Raw genomic sequence first — 16105 nt, forward strand, 5'->3', positions numbered from 1 at the left:
GTTCATTAAAATTATGATAGGACACCCCCTCGGAAATCCTTATAATGAGGATAATTCATCCGAGAGGGGTTTTTAATTTGCAGACAAAGAAGATGATCGCCTATACCTCTACCTTACTCGTCAGTCTGGCCCTTGTACTTGGCGGCTGCGGCAACAGCGGGGGCAATGGGGCAGGGACGGCGCCTGATACAAGCACGGATACACCAAAAAACAATGAGCAGAACAAGAATGCCAGCGAAGAAAGCGATAAGCCAGTCACATTGACAGCCTTTCTGTTCAATATGGATAAGCGTCAAGCACTAGAGGAGACGTTCAAAAAATTTACGGAGGAAAATCCAAACATTACGGTTGATCTGCTCGTTAATGACCAAGATTACTATACCGTATTAAAAACGAAAATCGCTTCGAACGATATGCCGGATATTGTGATGGGGGAATACGGTGATCTTCTGGAATTAGGCCAAGCCGGCCATATTCTCGATTTGGCTGGCGACACCTACATCAATAACTTTTCAGAGCAAATCCGCTCGCAAATGACGACGCCTGACGGCAATGTATACGGAATTCCGCTCGATATTTCCGGTATGGGCATTTACTACAACAAGGATTTGTTTAAGCAAGCGGGCATTGATTCTTTTCCGAAAACGCAGTCCGAAATGCTCGCTGCGATCGACAAGCTGAAAGCGAACAATATTACGCCATTCGGACTTGCCGTAGCTGACGGCTGGACACTGGCGCATTCGCTCTTTACCACAATTGCCGGCACTTCGGATGACGTAAAATCACTTGCCGAAGAGGCAAAAACCGGAAAACCGATTGCTTCAGACCGGCTGACGGCAGGCTTCAAAACGCTTGACATGATGTATGGCAATGCCGACCCGCAAGCTGCGTCCAACAACTACAATGCGAGCTTGTCGCTGCTCGCGCAAGGCAAGGTGGCCATGCTGCAGCAGGGCTACTGGGCTTACTCCAGCATTATGGACATTAACCCGGACGTCAATCTTGGCTTTGGCGCCATTCCTTACAGCGACAATGCCGACGAGACGAGGCTTGGCGTGAATATCAACGTTTCCTATGCAATTGCAGCAAAATCGGCGCATCAGGAAGCAGCGAAAAAGCTTTTTGACTGGCTAACGACCAAAGAGGGTAACGCGATCGCCAACAACAATATGAAGCAAATTCCTGTAATTGAAGGCGCGGAAGTAACCAGCAATCCGATTGCGGATGACATTTTGTCTTATGTAAATGCGCAAAAGGTTGTGCCTTGGTCGCAGGTGTTGATGAACGGTTCTACGCGAGTCGAGGCCGAGTCGATTATGCAATCCTATTTCTTCAAGAAAAAGTCGGCGGACGAGGTCATAAGCGAGATTGCTGCTTCTTGGGCTAAAAAATAGAAAAATCATGTACAGCATCGCAGCTCCGGTTAAACGCATACCGGGCGATAATGAGGGGCTGCCAGTCAGTCCCTTTCTTTTTTTGGAGGTGATTGAACTTATGTCAACAGGAAGCAGGCGCAAGCAATGGGCGATCACCGTATCCTTCATTGGGCCGATTTTTATTTTGTATGTTTGTTTTTTCATAGTTCCATTAGGAGGCTCGCTGTTATACTCCTTTACAAATTGGGACGGACTGCAATCCGCCTTTGACTGGGTCGGGCTGCAAAATTATATAGACATGTTTTGGCACAGCGACGATTTTCGCGATTCCTTTTTGTTCACATTGAAATTTTCACTGCTTAATATCGTGCTTGTCAATGCATTTGGCATATTGCTCGCTTTGCTTGTAGATTCCAAGCTGAAGTCGAAATATGCGCTGCGAACCGTATTTTTTTCACCGAATGTCATTTCCCTGATTGTCGTAGGTTTTTTGTGGAAATTCGTTTTTTCTTCCGTGCTGTATGAAATCGGCGAGAAATTAGGGTGGAGTTTTCTGACGTACAGCTTTCTTGGCGACCCGGATCATATCCTGTACCCGATCGCAGGTGTCTCCCTTTGGTCAAGCGTCGGTCTGGCGATGGTCATTTATTTGGCGGGCTTGCAGGGCATTCCCGGCGAGCTGAAGGAAGCGATGCAGGTAGATGGCGCAGGCAGCTGGACCCGCTTTTGGAAAATGACACTGCCGCTGCTTATGCCGGCCATTGTCTCGAATGTATTTTTGATAACGACAAACTCGTTCAAAGTGTTTGATCTTATTTTAGCATTGACAGGCGGCGGGCCGGCCAATTCCAGCCAAAGCATGGCGATTAATATTTACCGGGAGGCGTTTACGGCCAACTCCTACGGCTCCGGTACGGCACGTTCGATCGTATTTTGTCTGTTTATCGTTATTGTGATGCTCATTCAATTCCGCGTCATGCGGAATAAGGAGGTGAAGGGATGATCCGCAAATGGGCTGCAGAAATCGCTGCGATCATACTCGCTTTATTGTTTCTCGTTCCGATCGTATTCGCTGTCCTCAATTCATTCAAAACGAATGGCGAGATGCTTCGTTCCTTCATCTCCTTGCCAGAAACATGGTCGTTTGGCAATTACGCAAAAGTATGGCATGACATGCAGTATCCGCGTGCGCTGCTCAATACTGTAATGGTCACGTTATTTGGCGTCGGCTTTACGCTGCTGCTCAGCGCAATGGCCGCTTACCGGATCTCCCGCATGAAGGAGGCCCGCGGTTTCTGGGTGCTGATGTTTTTCACGTTATCGATGATGGTGCCGTTCCAGACAATCATGATCCCGCTCGTCAAGCTTGCTTCCGAGCTGCATATGATGAACTCGCGCGTCGGCCTGATCATTATTATCATTGCCTTGTTCTCGCCGTTTACGATCTTTTTATACCGCGGCTTTATGACCCAGCTCCCGCTAGAGCTGGAAGAGGCTGCACGCATCGATGGCGCCAATATTTATCAAACGTTCTTCCGGGTCATTGTGCCGCTGTTGATGCCAGTTACTGCAACGGCAGCCGTACTGAATATTTTGTGGGTATGGAATGATTTTATATTGTCGTTCCTGATGCTGCAGCGGGAAGAGGTCATGACCTTGCAGCTGACAGTGTACCGTTACTTTGGCACTTATAGCCAGCAGTGGAATTTGGCGCTGGTGTCCCTTATATTGGCCGCTATTCCGGTATTGATTCTCTATTTATTATTACAAAAATATATTATTAAAGGTGTGGCCGCCGGTGCCGTGAAAGGATGAGCAGCATGACAACAACAAATTCAGAATGGCTGGCGCGGTGGCAAACCCCGCTGCGCAGACAGACGCCGGCATTGTCCGGTTCCGGCATAGCCGGCCGTTATGATTCGCACGGCGTCGATTGCCCGTTCGTCTTCCGGCATCTCGACCGTTTCTATATGATGCATGTCGGGTTTGATGGAACCGGCTATCAGACGGCGCTGGCCGTTAGCGATGATTTGCTCCATTGGGAGCATGAGGCTGTGATCTTGCCGCGCCTCGCGCAATCCGACCGCTGGGACAAGGTAGGTGCTGCCGGCTCTTGGATGCTGCTAGCTTCCAATGATATTGCGGAAGTGCCGACACTGCGCAAGCTTGATGGCCGTTACTGGCTGATCTATCATGCCTATCCTGGCGAAGGCTACGAAGAGGGCGGCGCTTTGATGGGGCTTGCCTGGACGACAGACGAGACGCTGCGGACATGGAACCGGCTGGATGAACCAATCTTTACTTATGAACATGGCGGAGATTGGGAGAAGGAAGGCTTGTACAAATGCTGCCTGCTGGAGCGAGAAGGCAAGTTCTGGATGTTCTATAACGCAAAAGGGGAGAGCGTCTGGCCTTGGAAGGAAGAGACTGGCGCCGCGACCTCGGCGGATCTGCTTCATTGGGAGCGTGTTGTGGGCAATCCCCTGCTTCCATGCGAAGAGGGCACTTTTTACAGCCAGTTCTATAGTGATCCCTGCATCCGCTACGATAGCGAGCATCAGCATTGGCTGAATTTTGGATTCGGATTTGACGGCAAGCATGCGCAAGGACTGCTGGCGAAGTCTGACGATTTACTGCATTGGGAGACCGCTGCAAAGCCGTTGCTGCCGCATGGAGAGAGTGGGGCACTTGATGAAATCCATGCCCATAAATCCTCGGTAATCCTGTGGAATGGCACGCTCTACCATTTTTATTGCGCGTGCCGTCCTTATCGCGAAGACGATCCTACCAGGGTGACCGTGTTTGAAGGGCAAGATGAGTTCAGATGTATTGCGGTAGCTACGAATAAGCTGATCGACTGAGAAGGGCGGCTGATGCCGTCCTTGGCATGGCGACAGGAGGAAGACCAAGCGCGTGTTGCGTTCAAAACATGCTGCAATGTGGAGCTCGAAAATCCCGGTCGTCTCTCTCATCAGCAAATCCTCCAAATCTTGACATACATTAGCGGACATGGTATTTTTGCCTTATCCGAAACATTAGTGGACATCAAGTATGCGTTCAGAAAACAGTGTATGACCGCTAATCTTTATTAGCGGTCATTTGAATTCAAGTTGATATTTTTAAAAACGAACGACGTGATGGTTCCTTTAGGTTTTTGATATTGTTAATGAAAACTTTTATCGGGGGTTTTTATTAAATGTCTTATGGGGTTGTTTTAATCGTAGAAGATGACAAGGAACTTAATGATTTGATTGCCAGGTCTCTTCTCAAGGAAGGATACAAGGTCATTCAAGCTTATGATGGATTATCGGCTGAAACATACATCAATAACTCAAAAATCGATTTGACCATTCTCGATCTCATGATTCCTTCTATTAATGGATTAGAACTGCTCCGAAGAATTCGTCTTCAAGGCAGGATTCCTGTCATTATTATTTCTGCCAAAGTGGAGGACTCCGACATCGTACTCGGTCTTGGTCTTGGGGCGGACGATTATATGACCAAACCTTTCAGAATGACAGAACTTAAAGCACGTGTGCAAGCACAATTAAGAAGATACTTATATTTCCAAGATGTTCGCACAAGCGGCGGTCGAACACTATCTCACGGCCATTTAGAATTGAACCCTGATTCCTTTGAATGTCTGTTAAATGGTGTCCGTGTTGATCTAACTGCTAAAGAGTTCGAGATTCTCAAATTGCTGATGACCTATCCGAAAAAAGTGTTTACGAAAGCCCAGTTGTTTGAGCAAGTATGGGGGGGAAATTACATGACAGACGAAAATACAGTCATGGTGCATATTCGTCGGTTAAGGAAAAAAATCGAAAAGGATCCCTCCAATCCTGTCATCATTCAAACTGCATGGGGAATCGGATACCGCTTGGGGGAGCAACCATGAACATTTTTTTATTCATTCTGATGATTTCGTTGATTGTGCTACTCTCTTCCGTTCTGCATTCCCGCAATAAACAGATACGAAAAATGAATGAAGTGCTGCTTGATATCCGCAACGGTCAGTACAACCGACATATTAGGCTGAACTTCTCAAACCGAACTTTTTCTGTACTTGCCGAAAACCTGAATGGCTTGATCCAGGATTTTAAAGAATCAATAAACCGCGCCCAATATTTGGAGCAGGTTCGCAATCAGATGATCTTGAACATTTCCCACGATCTCCGTACTCCGTTAACAGCCATGCTTGGATACATCGATGCTCTTCAACATGAGTCCGGCTTGACGGAAGAAGACAGGCAAGCTTATTTAAACATTCTGTCCAACAAAGGCGAATTTTTGACCCGCCTGATCAATGATTTGTTCGAATTGGTCAAGCTGGAGGAGACGAAAGGGCCCAGTCGTGAGGATCGCATACCATTGAACGAACTAGTAAAAGAAGAAGTGTTGCAGTTGTATCATGCTTTCACCGAAGAAGGAATTCAACCGAATTTGATCATTCCTGAGGAGCCGATTTATGTCGTTGGTGATGCTGTCAGCCTCCGCAGAGCGCTCTCCAATTTGCTTACAAACGCGCTTCGATATGGAAATGACGGTCGAGAAATCGGGATTCGACTATGGAAAACAGACAATAAGGCATGGGTGGAAATCTGGGATCGCGGCCGCGGTATTAAACCAGAAGATCTGCCCTTTGTTTTTGAGCGGCTCTATACAGGGGTTGATTCCAGAAACACATCATTGCAAGGAACCGGCCTCGGATTGACCATAACCAAAATGTTGATCGAACAGCATCGAGGCAACATAACGGTGAACAGCGAGCCCAACCGCAAAACCGCTTTTACGTTCTGCCTCCCTCTCCAGAGTTAAGAAACAGTTAAGAAATTTGACCATGTGGTGTCAGAATTTTCGAGTACACTGATTTCAGTTGGAAGAGAGGAGAGAAAAAAGTGGAAACAGTTCTTCAAACTTTCGAGTTAACCAAAGCTTACAAAACTCATAAAGCGGTCGACAGTGTCAATTTGACTGTTCGCAAAGGAGATATTTACGGTTTTCTAGGTCAGAATGGGGCCGGAAAAACAACTACCATCAGGATGATTATGGGGTTGATAAAGCCAACGGCCGGAGAAGTGGAGCTATTCGGTAAAAAAGTTACAGCAAAGGATACGGATCATTTGGAACGAATCGGGACTATTATCGAATTTCCCGGTTTTTACCCTAATTTATCGGTAGGAGAAAATTTGGAGATTCATCGTTATTTGATGGGGATGCCCGATCGAAAAGTTGTTGACGAATCGCTGGAGCTCGTTGGCTTGCAGAATGTGAAAACAAGAAAATTCAGTAAGCTTTCACTTGGTATGAAGCAACGCTTAGGTATTGCCCGTGCATTATTGCATAAGCCCGAACTGCTTATTTTGGACGAACCGACGAATGGTCTGGATCCTGCAGGGATCAAAGAGATTCGACGCTTAATTCTCGATTTGGCTGAAACGCGGCACAATACGATCATGGTGTCCAGTCACATTTTGAGCGAAGTGCAGCTCCTTGCTAAGCGGATCGGCATTATTCATCAAGGCCGTTTGGTTAAAGAAGTTGACATAGAAGATATTGATAAATTCAATCAGCATTACCTGGAGCTGAAAGTGAAGAATGATCGTAAGGCCGTATATGTGCTCGAACAGAAATGCAATATCAAACGTTATCGAATGGTTGATCAGGGTGTTATCAGAATATACGAACAATTGGAAGAGTCCGCTCTGCTTAACAGAATGCTTGTTCAAGATGGTGTTGAGGTTAGCGAGATATCCCTTCGAAAGGATTCGCTGGAAGATTACTTTTTGAACATAACAGGGGGGACAACCGATGGGTAGAATACTGCTGGTGGAAGCAGCCAAGTTGCGGCACTCCAAGCTTCTTTGGTTAACGATTTTGGGTATCATGCTCCCATCCCTCGTCTCGACTATAATGGTCTTGGCCTCCAAAGATCCATACTCTTGGCAAGCATGGTACCACACGAATCTGCAATTTCAAGTGATGTTGATGGCTCCTCCTTTGTTCTCCATTTTTACAGGATACCTCGTAGCAAGGGAGTATCAGGACAAAACGATCAACACCTTATTTTCTTACCCCTACGCCCGAACAAGCTTTTATCTTGGTAAAATGCTCATTGTCGCCGCGACGATCATCGGAATGCTTTTACTTACCTATGCGATCAACGGAGGGCTCGGACTGTTTTTGATGGAGAGCGCGCTTTCGATTTCCGAGTGGCTTGTTTACTTAAAAATATATACAGCGGTCGGCATCCTATTTGTAGCACTTATTCCGCTTTGGATGTATGTAAGTATGATTAGCCGATCTATCATACCTGCGATTGTGATCGGAATCATCATAATCATGATTCCGGGACCAGTGGGGGGAAGTGCGGCATATCGCGATACCATCGGGCTGATCAGGCGGATGGTAACAGGAGAAGGGGCTCAGAATGAGCTTGCCGTTGTCTCAGGATTTCTGTTTGCTTGCTTCGTAGTCTTCCTGACACTGTCGCTCCATTACTATAACAAGGCCGACGTACACAGCGGATCTTAAAACTTAACTTAAGAAAAGCGCCGACTTACTTGAAATCAAAAGTAAGATTTAATGGCGCTTTGTTATATCTTATCACCATTACAGGGCATTAGCGTGTTGAAGATTCGTTAGCTCGACGGGGATGTCGGCTGCCAACCCACTTCTGTTTATTCAATGGCACAGTCTTGTGCTTAACAATTTTCCCTCAAAATACCACTTACACTCTATTCTTGCACTTCAACTGCAAAAGCGTAGGATGAACTATAGCCGCTGTTCGGGATTTCTGATTGGATCGGCCAGTGGGCATTTAATCCAAAGTAGTAAACACCCGGTTTTTCCGGTGTTTGAAACGAACCGTCTGTCAGTTGTACCTCTTGTATTTCATCATCTTCCAAAAATAGCGATATCGACACTTCAGCCGGTGCAATATCGGGAAATTGGAAACTAAGCGTTGCTTTAGGCGGTACGGCTAACTTCTTGCGGTCTTTCAAATGCATATCTGGCCGCGGGTAATCAGCGCATTCTTTGGTCCAGCAATAGGAGCTTTGATAAACGTTCACTTTCTTATTCTTGAGCTCCTTCACTACAATGGTCGGCCTTGGCGGCTTGCTGCCGAAACCATTCTTATCCTTTACGATACCGCAAGCGCTTGCGCTGACTATAATGAGCACTGCAGCGGTCAGACGGAGCATTCCTCGCAAGAGATAGTCTCTATTCCACCTCATTGGTCATCCCCTCCTTGTGTTTTATAAACGTATGATTTCCCCAAAATGTTCCACTACAGCCAATATGCTTTTATTTGACAAAATGCGTAATTAGGGTGGTAATAACTTCCTGTCGTCCTTATATTATAGTATATTTAACTTGGTGCTCCATATTATTGAGGGGGAGGAAAGGTCGACAGGCAAGAGAGAGGTAGAAAGGGGTTATCACCATTAATGGTGGCCAAATAATTTGAGAAAAATCAATACTACCGCATGAAGAAACAGAAATCAGAATGATGGCCCTCCTGATTAATAGGGTGCATTCGGCCAAGCAAACGAGATGAAAATTAGAAAGATGACGGTGAATATGAAGAAATTAACACGACTACTCATTGTAACACTTGTAATTTCCTTGATCGCTTCGTTTCAGGTATCGGCGGCTTCCGCAGCAGTGATCAAAAATGTGCAAACCGCGATTAAGTTGAATGGCAATGACTTCGTACCTGGAGCTCCGATCAAAACAATCGACGGCAATTTAATGGTGCCGTTGAAATCGATTGTCAAACAGTTGGGCATGGAGCTCACATGGAATAGCAAGGGCGGCGGTTACCGCATAAACGGCTTTCATAAGGTTATATTGCTGAAGCCGGGCAGCAAGCTGACAAAAGTATTTGCGATTAATTCAAGCAATTTTAATCGTACGGGATATGATAAAGGTTATTTTTTGTATAAAATGGAGAGAATGCCGGCTCCTTTATCGAATCAGGGCGGGATATACTATATTTCCTTGAAATGGCTGGCCAATCAATACGGTCTGACACTTTCATCGCAATCAGGTATAGTCCATGTCACCGGTTCTATAAAGCCGTATTCTACAGATCATATAAAAACGGTTTATCAGGCTCTTATAAAACAAGACGTCTTGTCTGAATACGACTCAACCTTCGCGTCATTTTTGCGCACGCAATATAATGAATATATCAACATAGATTTTAGAGAATTTAACCGCGATGATCTGCTGCCGCTAATCGGCCAAACCTATTGGCTCTATGATCGCTTTAATGTAGCTGTCGCTTGGTCAAATCAAGGCGTGACCTTGCCGCGCTTTGCAAAAATACAGATCGTAGACGAATATTCGTATGAAGAAAGTATTATTGGCTATAACAATAAGCTGTACAGAATCAACAACAGCTTCATCAGCAATCTGTTAAATGCCGACCCGAAGAAGCATTTTAACTGGTCCAAACGGGTATGGGATGCAATTGCCGACTATAGGGTGCATATAGGAATGACTCGTGAGCAAGCCATCTGGGGTTGGGGAGAGCCAGAATATATCAACAAGACAACGACATCCTACGGAACTTTTGAACAATGGGTTTACGGGAACTATAATTATTTATATTTTAATGACGGTGTTCTGACGTCGATTCAAAACTAGCCGTGCGAAATCCTCCTTGCTTGCCAAGGGGGATTTTACCATTTTTGTGCCATGTGGCCTGAGAGCATGGTATAATTTTACGTGAACGATCTGTAGAAATGACGTGAGCCTTTTGGAACAGGTGTATATGAAAACACGAAAATTCTTTTCGCATTTTACTGTCATTTGATGCTGACTGAAGGGACCAATGTCTTTATAGTTAATGTCGTTAAAAATCACCTGTATGCCGCTCGAAAGACAGAAAACCCGATGTACGAACCATACCCATCCAAGCATGAAGCTTTAGAAGATTGCTAAGTAATTAATGACATTAATGATCGTTGCAAAGATAGCGGAATTACACTGATGGGCTATTCTCTATTTGGTTATGCTCCGCAACTCTTCAGAATGAAAGGTTTCCCTGCGATCGGGACGACCGGACGCAACGTACTTGATCGTATAGGAGCTAAATATGGCAAAACTGCATATCAAGTAGCATTAAACTGGTTGTTACGTCAGGAGGATTTAGTCGCTATACCTAAAGCTCTAAACCATGTGCATATTGCTCACAATCTGCAAGCTTTGAACTGGGAATTAAAGCAAGAAGAAGTTAAACTAATCGAAAATAGCTTTCCAGTGAAAAAGAGTTAATACATCTAATAATCAGGAAAGTTTGAAGATGCCGGAATTACCACTAGTTCAAATTATAATTGAGACAGGTGGTTTTTGGTATGCTATACAGTTAGTTGCTACCCCATGCTACTGCGCGGCGTCATCAGGAGGCGGGATCGTATCTGGATGCCTTCCATTTCATCCTTCCTATACTGATGATTAGGGCTAACGAACCTGAGACACGCTATTGGCCGAAAAATCGGCTTATTCTGCATGTAACGAACCTGAGGCACGCTATTGCAGATAAAAAGGCGGGGAAGGGGCCGATTTTCGGCGAATATCGATCGGTAGATTCGTTACAGCCAGCAAGGGCGAATAAGGGTTGTCAGGCTCGTTAGCGGCGCTTCAAATCAAAACTGGCAAGCAAACAGGCAAAAAATCACAAGATTAATAAGTAGCAATTCCAAAACTGGTTCTCGGGTTTACCTAGCATGGTATAATTTTAAGTGAAAAGTCTGTAGAAATGGAGTGAGTCGATAAAGCCAAGTGGCATTATGAGGGCGACTTTCCGGATGAGTTGGACAAGTTCTAGGCTTATGTCCCAACCGGTATGTTCGTTGCATGGCTGATCAAGCTATCTAGAGAATGAAATGGAGGAAATGCCAGAAATGATGCGAACAGAGGAAGAAATGATGGCAATGGTGCTTGACTTTGCGCGACAGGATCCGCGTATCCGTGCTGTAACATTGGAAGGCTCGCGAACGAATCCGAATGTGCCGCGAGATCACTTCCAGGATTATGATATTAGCTTTCATGTGACGGAAATGAAATCTTTTATCGATGATTTGTACTGGATTGATCGCTTCGGTAAGCGGATCATTATGCAGAAGCCTGAGGCAATGGCGATGTTTCCCCCTGATCTTGGCAATCGCTTTTCGTATTTAATGCTCTACGAGGATGGCAACAGGATCGATTTGACGCTGATCCCGCAAAAAGAAGCAGCCGAATACCGGCAAGAAGACAAGCTGATGCAAGTGCTGCTCGACAAAGACAATCTCTTTCCCAACGTTCCGCCATCTACCGATATCGACTATTGGGTCAAACGGCCGTCAGCCGAGTTTTTTGACGATTGCTGCAATGAATTTTGGTGGGTATCGACATATGTGGCGAAAGGGTTGTGGCGGGAGGAAATATTGTTTGCCATCGACCATTTGCAGAACTATATGCGGCCGATGCTGATGAAAATGATCGAGTGGCACGTCGGCATTCAAACGGATTTCTTGCTCAGTATCGGGAAAAACGGAAAATATTTAAGGCGTCACATGGCCGCGGAGCGCTGGGAGAAGCTGATGGCCACCTTCCCGCAAGGCAGCTATGACAGCGTATGGGAAGCGCTATTCACAATGGGCGACCTCTTTCGCGAGACGGCACTTGAGGTCGGGGAGCAATTAGATTACAGTTATCCACTAGATGAGGATCAGAAGGTCACTGCCTATTTGCGCAAAGTGCAGGCTTTGCCGGGTGATGCGGCAAGTATTTGAGGAGCAGGGGCATTTATACAATGAGAACAAAATATATACTTGTAATCTTTGTACTTTTATTGACTTCTTTATGCGTTGCCGCTTTTTATCATTTTATTGACAATAAAAAAGTTTTAGATGCGGATATTGCAGCCCTCAAACTACAGACTTTAAATCAAGAAACCTGGTCTTTCATCGGCAAGGAAATAAAAGAGAAATCGGTCATTCAAGACTTTGTCGGTACAATAAACAGAGGAACAATGCTAAAAGGGCAGCCCAAAGCTACGATGCCGCACTATATGATCATAGCAATAGACAGTGAATCAAACGAAATCCCCATTTCCATTTGGATCAATAATAGTTCTAACATGTTTGAAGTTAATGATACATACTATGAATTTGCCAAGAAAGACATTGAAGGTGTGAAAAATTTAATTCATAGGTTTTTGGATAACTCATTCACCGAACCAATACCACCAGTTGAAAGATATATTTGAGACTGGTGGTTTTTGGTATGCTATAATAAGCGTGTTTTGCGTAATAACCTGTTACTATACATTTATTACCACCTTCATTAAGAGGTGGCAGCGATCGACCGCATCCAGTCTGCTCACTGCAGCGGCGATCAGCTGCGGAACGGCAACAGTGGGCGGCGTGCTGCTGCAATTGGTTACGATGCTGACGAATCCGTACGCAACGGTGGCTTCGTTTAATGCTGGTATAGCACTAAACTATATTCTCGTTATTGCGACTTTTCTGTTAGGCGCTGCCTCGATTTGGACGGGCAAAAAGCAGACGGTTACTCGGTCACAGCTCATATACCGAGTATCGGCAGGCTTGATTTGGCTCACCTGGATGGGCATTATGGCCAACTGGCACTTCTTTCACTTTATATGATGTTCATTAGTTAACATAATTATTATTATGTAAACTTTTTTGGTTCGCCCAGGATGAGTCTGCCTCCACAGAGCCGTTATTTGCTTCAATCTCCGCTAAATCTCGGTAAAATCATCATGGGCCAAAGAAAACGGAGGCTGGGGGTACCCAAAGATGTCCGAATAAAGATTCCCTTCTTTATGAATACTATCCCACAGGAGGGAAGAACATGGGCAAAAAAGTATTCTTGACGTTCGTTTTCGCAGCACTTATCGCTGGAGGATTAAGCGCTTGCCTTAATAAGGAGCCTATAGCCCAAAGAAAGGGAGAGGCGGATCCGCATGAGATTCAGGAAGAGAAAAGATTGAGCATGCAGCAGGACAAAGGCAGCCAGCAGTGGAGAACTGTCGCCGATGCAATCATCGCAGAAGGGATGAAGTATTGGGGAACACCATATGTATACGGGGCGGAGCGCTTTAACGACAAGACATTTGACTGCTCCTCTTACGTACAGTACCTCTATGCGAATCATGGCATCTCATTGGGATACAACTCGAGGGAGCAGGCATTGCAAGGTATCGAGGTTCCGTTCATCAATTTGCGCAAAGGGGATCTTATGTTTTTTTCCGATGAGGATTTCCCGGACGAGACGGGTTTGAACAAAGTTCGGCACGTTGGAATCTACATGGGGGACGGCAAGATTCTCCATACGTACGAACCCGGAATCGGGGTAGTGATCAGCAATATCCATAAAGATGAGAAAGAAGGAGAATACTGGTACCAGAATTATCTTTTCGCTAGAAGGGTCATCCCGGATTAAGCGAGGCTGTTTCATGTCAGTTAAAAAACTGCTGTGAAACAGCCTATTGCTCCGCCACTGTTTCGATCTGCTTCACTGATCGTGGGCTGAAGCCGCCATTTTATATGCCAGTGCGATCGCGTTAATGGCGGACGCGGCATCCTTGGCTGACAGTTGTCCGTTCAGTCTTAAGTGAATAGGTGCCACAGGGATGGGAGGATGATCCGCGGAAATCGTGAGCACGATTTCATGGGATGAAATGCCTTGCGCTTGCGTGATTTGCGGCCAAGGGATAAGAGCCGGTATAGAAGGATCCTCCGCGGAGCCGGTCTGCAAGCCATCGGCTCCAATGAGTGAATTTCCGTCGAAATGCTCCATTCCGAATACATTAATGGATAGGGAATTATTTCTCTCCAACAACGCGTCCGATTTCGGGCGATGACTGGAGGTTTTGCCGGGACGTTCGAATAGGATGTGCCACAGAACGGGAACCGAAAGGGGCACGAGGAATGCGAGCGCCGCTAGCCAGAAGCTGGACGTTTTGAAGTAGACGATAAGAAAAAGGGCTGCCAACAGAATCGCAAGCAACCATATGTAGAACTCCTGCAACAGCTTGGACGGGCGCTTCACGGATGTTGGAGGATCTGACTGTGCCGCTTTCGTCTCCAGTACTTGCTCCGCCTGGACGGCCTTATGCTCTCTCCAAGGCAAATGCTCTCCGCCGAGTTTGTAACCGCTTTCGGCTGCCCCTTGCCAGACTTTTGCCTGCGAGGGATGCGGCGATTGGCAGAGCGAGACGTATTCTTCAATATCTTTCAGATAGAGCGCAGGATCGCCGGTGAATGAGAAATATTGAGAAAGTTCCAGATGAATAACGGGCTCAGGATACAGCCGCACATGGGTTGACAATGTATTCAGCCACTCTTGCACAGGAGCTGCAAGCATAGGGTATCGGGCAAGTGTGCGGGGCAGACTTAAGCGCATCTGTTCGACCGCTTCCAACCATGGAATCTGCCACTCGAAGGCATCAGAAAAACTTTCCCATTCCGGGAAAGTTTCAACATCCGGTTCGTCCATATGAGGCTGAATTTTGCTCCATGCCTCCATAAGCCGCTCGCCGTAACGCTGGAACTGCTCCCGGCCGACCAGACAAAACCATATCGGAGCAAGAAAGTTGTTCGTCTCGAAAGCTATATGCTCATACTCGATCGATTTCGCATTAGCGTTGGTCACGCTCAGAAACGTCCGGTTTCCCATGTCAGAACCTCTTTTCCCACGTTTTTTTCTCCCGTTTCTGCTGTCTGCCCAGTATCTCCAACCACCACTCGGCACTAGCAAAATCTTCGTTGACTAGTTAAAATTTAGTATAAAGGATATTGTGATCGGGATCAATCAAGATCACTCGTAATCAAGCTGTTTGCACGCTTTCTTGCTATCACATGCTCAAATTCTTATTTTTTCTGTCCGGACGGGGTATAGTGTGAATGATGAGCCATGTGAATTAGGAGGAGATAGAGTGGTGCATGACATACAAACGCGTGTAAAGCGGCTGAATTGGGAGTCCATACAAAACGAATTAGACGAGCAAGGGTTTGCAAAGCTGCCGGTTGTTCTAACAAAAGAGGAATGCGAATTTTTTATGGGGCTTTACAGCGAGGAAGAGGCGTACCGGACGACAATCAATATGACGAGATATCGTTTTGGAAATGGAGAGTATAAGTACTTTTCTTATCCGCTTCCAGATTTAATCCAAAATTTAAGAGCGTCTTTTTATCCAGAGCTGGCCAAAACAGCAAACAGATGGCTGGGTTATTTGCACAAGCCTGAACAATTTCCGCTTGATCTTCCTGATTTTTTGGAAATATGTGAAGAACACGAGCAAACGAGACCGACACCATTAATTTTAAAATATGAAAATGGCGGGTTTAATTGCTTGCACCAGGATTTATATGGGGATGTATTTTTCCCATTGCAAGTCGTATTTCTATTAAATCAGCGGAATGAGCATTATACGGGCGGCGAGTTTTTACTGGTGGAACAAATCCCGCGTGCTCAAAGCAGGGGGCATGTAATCACTTTAGAGCAAGGCAGTGCCCTTATCTTCCCTACTAACCATAGACCTGTACCCGGCAAAAAAGGCTATTATAAAAATGCGGTTCGACATGGAGTAAGTACGGTTACTTCCGGTGAACGGTACGGTCTTGGCATTATTTTTCATGACGCTAAATAACAGGAGAGCCCTTCCTTCTATTCCGCTGGCACTTTCGGGATGGGGGAAGGTTTTCCTG

17 protein-coding genes are annotated in these 16105 nt (G+C 45.8%); 15 read left to right on the top strand and 2 right to left on the bottom strand.

Annotation, left to right across the window (positions count from 1 at the left end):
- Positions 1 to 77 precede the first annotated feature (77 nt).
- From ACFQ0N_RS02990 to ACFQ0N_RS03025, 8 genes are all read left to right on the top strand, one after another.
- Positions 78 to 1394 (top strand): ABC transporter substrate-binding protein, encoded by a 1317-nt coding sequence (locus ACFQ0N_RS02990; RefSeq protein ID WP_379322853.1) that lies wholly within the window; start codon positions 78 to 80, stop codon positions 1392 to 1394.
- 100 nt (positions 1395 to 1494) lie between these two features.
- Positions 1495 to 2379, top strand: coding sequence for a carbohydrate ABC transporter permease (locus tag ACFQ0N_RS02995; RefSeq protein WP_379322854.1), 885 nt, complete (start codon positions 1495 to 1497; stop codon positions 2377 to 2379).
- Positions 2376 to 3191 carry a carbohydrate ABC transporter permease gene (locus tag ACFQ0N_RS03000; protein WP_379322855.1) on the top strand — a complete coding sequence of 272 codons (816 nt, stop codon included), beginning with the start codon at positions 2376 to 2378 and terminating at the stop codon, positions 3189 to 3191. Before ACFQ0N_RS02995 ends, ACFQ0N_RS03000 begins: the two co-directional genes overlap by 4 nt.
- A gap of 5 nt (positions 3192 to 3196) precedes the next feature.
- Positions 3197 to 4237, top strand: coding sequence for a glycoside hydrolase family protein (locus ACFQ0N_RS03005; RefSeq protein ID WP_379322856.1), 1041 nt, complete (start codon positions 3197 to 3199; stop codon positions 4235 to 4237).
- Positions 4238 to 4572: 335 nt separating this feature from the next.
- The gene (locus ACFQ0N_RS03010) at positions 4573 to 5274 is read left to right on the top strand and encodes a response regulator transcription factor (RefSeq protein ID WP_379322857.1); all 702 of its coding nucleotides are present in this window, start codon (positions 4573 to 4575) and stop codon (positions 5272 to 5274) included.
- A complete protein-coding gene (locus tag ACFQ0N_RS03015) occupies positions 5271 to 6194 on the top strand; it encodes a sensor histidine kinase (protein ID WP_379322858.1) in 924 nt (307 codons plus the stop codon). The genes ACFQ0N_RS03010 and ACFQ0N_RS03015 overlap by 4 nt, the downstream gene beginning before the upstream one ends.
- An 80-nt stretch (positions 6195 to 6274) precedes the next feature.
- Complete coding sequence (locus ACFQ0N_RS03020) at positions 6275 to 7195, top strand: ABC transporter ATP-binding protein (protein WP_379322859.1); 921 nt, start codon at positions 6275 to 6277, stop codon at positions 7193 to 7195.
- Positions 7188 to 7910, top strand: coding sequence for an ABC transporter permease (locus ACFQ0N_RS03025; protein ID WP_379322860.1), 723 nt, complete (start codon positions 7188 to 7190; stop codon positions 7908 to 7910). The genes ACFQ0N_RS03020 and ACFQ0N_RS03025 overlap by 8 nt, the downstream gene beginning before the upstream one ends.
- Before the next feature lie 203 nt (positions 7911 to 8113).
- On the opposite strand, the gene ACFQ0N_RS03030 is transcribed toward ACFQ0N_RS03025, so the two are convergent.
- Complete coding sequence (locus ACFQ0N_RS03030; protein WP_379322861.1) at positions 8114 to 8614, bottom strand: hypothetical protein; 501 nt, start codon at positions 8612 to 8614, stop codon at positions 8114 to 8116.
- A gap of 346 nt (positions 8615 to 8960) precedes the next feature.
- On the opposite strand from ACFQ0N_RS03030, the gene ACFQ0N_RS03035 reads away from it, so the two are divergent.
- From ACFQ0N_RS03035 to ACFQ0N_RS03060, 6 genes are all read left to right on the top strand, one after another.
- Entirely contained in the window at positions 8961 to 10031 is a 1071-nt protein-coding gene (locus ACFQ0N_RS03035) for a stalk domain-containing protein (RefSeq protein WP_379322862.1), read from the top strand.
- 309 nt (positions 10032 to 10340) lie between these two features.
- Complete coding sequence (locus tag ACFQ0N_RS03040; RefSeq protein WP_379322995.1) at positions 10341 to 10661, top strand: aldo/keto reductase; 321 nt, start codon at positions 10341 to 10343, stop codon at positions 10659 to 10661.
- 632 nt (positions 10662 to 11293) lie between these two features.
- Positions 11294 to 12163: an aminoglycoside 6-adenylyltransferase gene (locus ACFQ0N_RS03045; protein ID WP_379322996.1), complete on the top strand. Its 870-nt coding sequence runs from the start codon at positions 11294 to 11296 to the stop codon at positions 12161 to 12163.
- 20 nt (positions 12164 to 12183) lie between these two features.
- On the top strand, positions 12184 to 12639 hold the full coding sequence (locus tag ACFQ0N_RS03050; protein ID WP_379322863.1) for a hypothetical protein: 456 nt from the start codon (positions 12184 to 12186) through the stop codon (positions 12637 to 12639).
- A gap of 31 nt (positions 12640 to 12670) precedes the next feature.
- Positions 12671 to 13039 (top strand): hypothetical protein, encoded by a 369-nt coding sequence (locus ACFQ0N_RS03055; protein ID WP_379322864.1) that lies wholly within the window; start codon positions 12671 to 12673, stop codon positions 13037 to 13039.
- A gap of 208 nt (positions 13040 to 13247) precedes the next feature.
- Positions 13248 to 13838: a C40 family peptidase gene (locus ACFQ0N_RS03060; protein WP_379322865.1), complete on the top strand. Its 591-nt coding sequence runs from the start codon at positions 13248 to 13250 to the stop codon at positions 13836 to 13838.
- 72 nt (positions 13839 to 13910) lie between these two features.
- On the opposite strand, the gene ACFQ0N_RS03065 is transcribed toward ACFQ0N_RS03060, so the two are convergent.
- Positions 13911 to 15074 carry a hypothetical protein gene (locus tag ACFQ0N_RS03065; RefSeq protein ID WP_379322866.1) on the bottom strand — a complete coding sequence of 388 codons (1164 nt, stop codon included), beginning with the start codon at positions 15072 to 15074 and terminating at the stop codon, positions 13911 to 13913.
- A 259-nt stretch (positions 15075 to 15333) separates the two neighbouring features.
- On the opposite strand from ACFQ0N_RS03065, the gene ACFQ0N_RS03070 reads away from it, so the two are divergent.
- Positions 15334 to 16047: a 2OG-Fe(II) oxygenase gene (locus ACFQ0N_RS03070; RefSeq protein ID WP_379322997.1), complete on the top strand. Its 714-nt coding sequence runs from the start codon at positions 15334 to 15336 to the stop codon at positions 16045 to 16047.
- Positions 16048 to 16105: the final 58 nt, after the last annotated feature.

The organism is Paenibacillus sp. GCM10027626, from assembly GCF_042676285.1.
Taxonomy (GTDB): domain Bacteria; phylum Bacillota; class Bacilli; order Paenibacillales; family Paenibacillaceae; genus Paenibacillus_Z.

Bases quoted from the DNA above. Each gene is read 5' to 3' on its own strand.
- ACFQ0N_RS02995 (WP_379322854.1), top strand. From the start codon at position 1,495: ATGTCAACAGGAAGCAGGCGCAAGCAATGGGCGATCACCGTATCCTTC.
- ACFQ0N_RS03000 (WP_379322855.1), top strand. From the start codon at position 2,376: ATGATCCGCAAATGGGCTGCAGAAATCGCTGCGATCATACTCGCTTTA.
- ACFQ0N_RS03005 (WP_379322856.1), top strand. From the start codon at position 3,197: ATGACAACAACAAATTCAGAATGGCTGGCGCGGTGGCAAACCCCGCTG.
- ACFQ0N_RS03010 (WP_379322857.1), top strand. From the start codon at position 4,573: ATGTCTTATGGGGTTGTTTTAATCGTAGAAGATGACAAGGAACTTAAT.
- ACFQ0N_RS03015 (WP_379322858.1), top strand. From the start codon at position 5,271: ATGAACATTTTTTTATTCATTCTGATGATTTCGTTGATTGTGCTACTC.
- ACFQ0N_RS03025 (WP_379322860.1), top strand. From the start codon at position 7,188: ATGGGTAGAATACTGCTGGTGGAAGCAGCCAAGTTGCGGCACTCCAAG.
- ACFQ0N_RS03030 (WP_379322861.1), bottom strand. From the start codon at position 8,614: ATGAGGTGGAATAGAGACTATCTCTTGCGAGGAATGCTCCGTCTGACC.
- ACFQ0N_RS03035 (WP_379322862.1), top strand. From the start codon at position 8,961: ATGAAGAAATTAACACGACTACTCATTGTAACACTTGTAATTTCCTTG.
- ACFQ0N_RS03045 (WP_379322996.1), top strand. From the start codon at position 11,294: ATGCGAACAGAGGAAGAAATGATGGCAATGGTGCTTGACTTTGCGCGA.
- ACFQ0N_RS03050 (WP_379322863.1), top strand. From the start codon at position 12,184: ATGAGAACAAAATATATACTTGTAATCTTTGTACTTTTATTGACTTCT.
- ACFQ0N_RS03060 (WP_379322865.1), top strand. From the start codon at position 13,248: ATGGGCAAAAAAGTATTCTTGACGTTCGTTTTCGCAGCACTTATCGCT.
- ACFQ0N_RS03065 (WP_379322866.1), bottom strand. From the start codon at position 15,074: ATGGGAAACCGGACGTTTCTGAGCGTGACCAACGCTAATGCGAAATCG.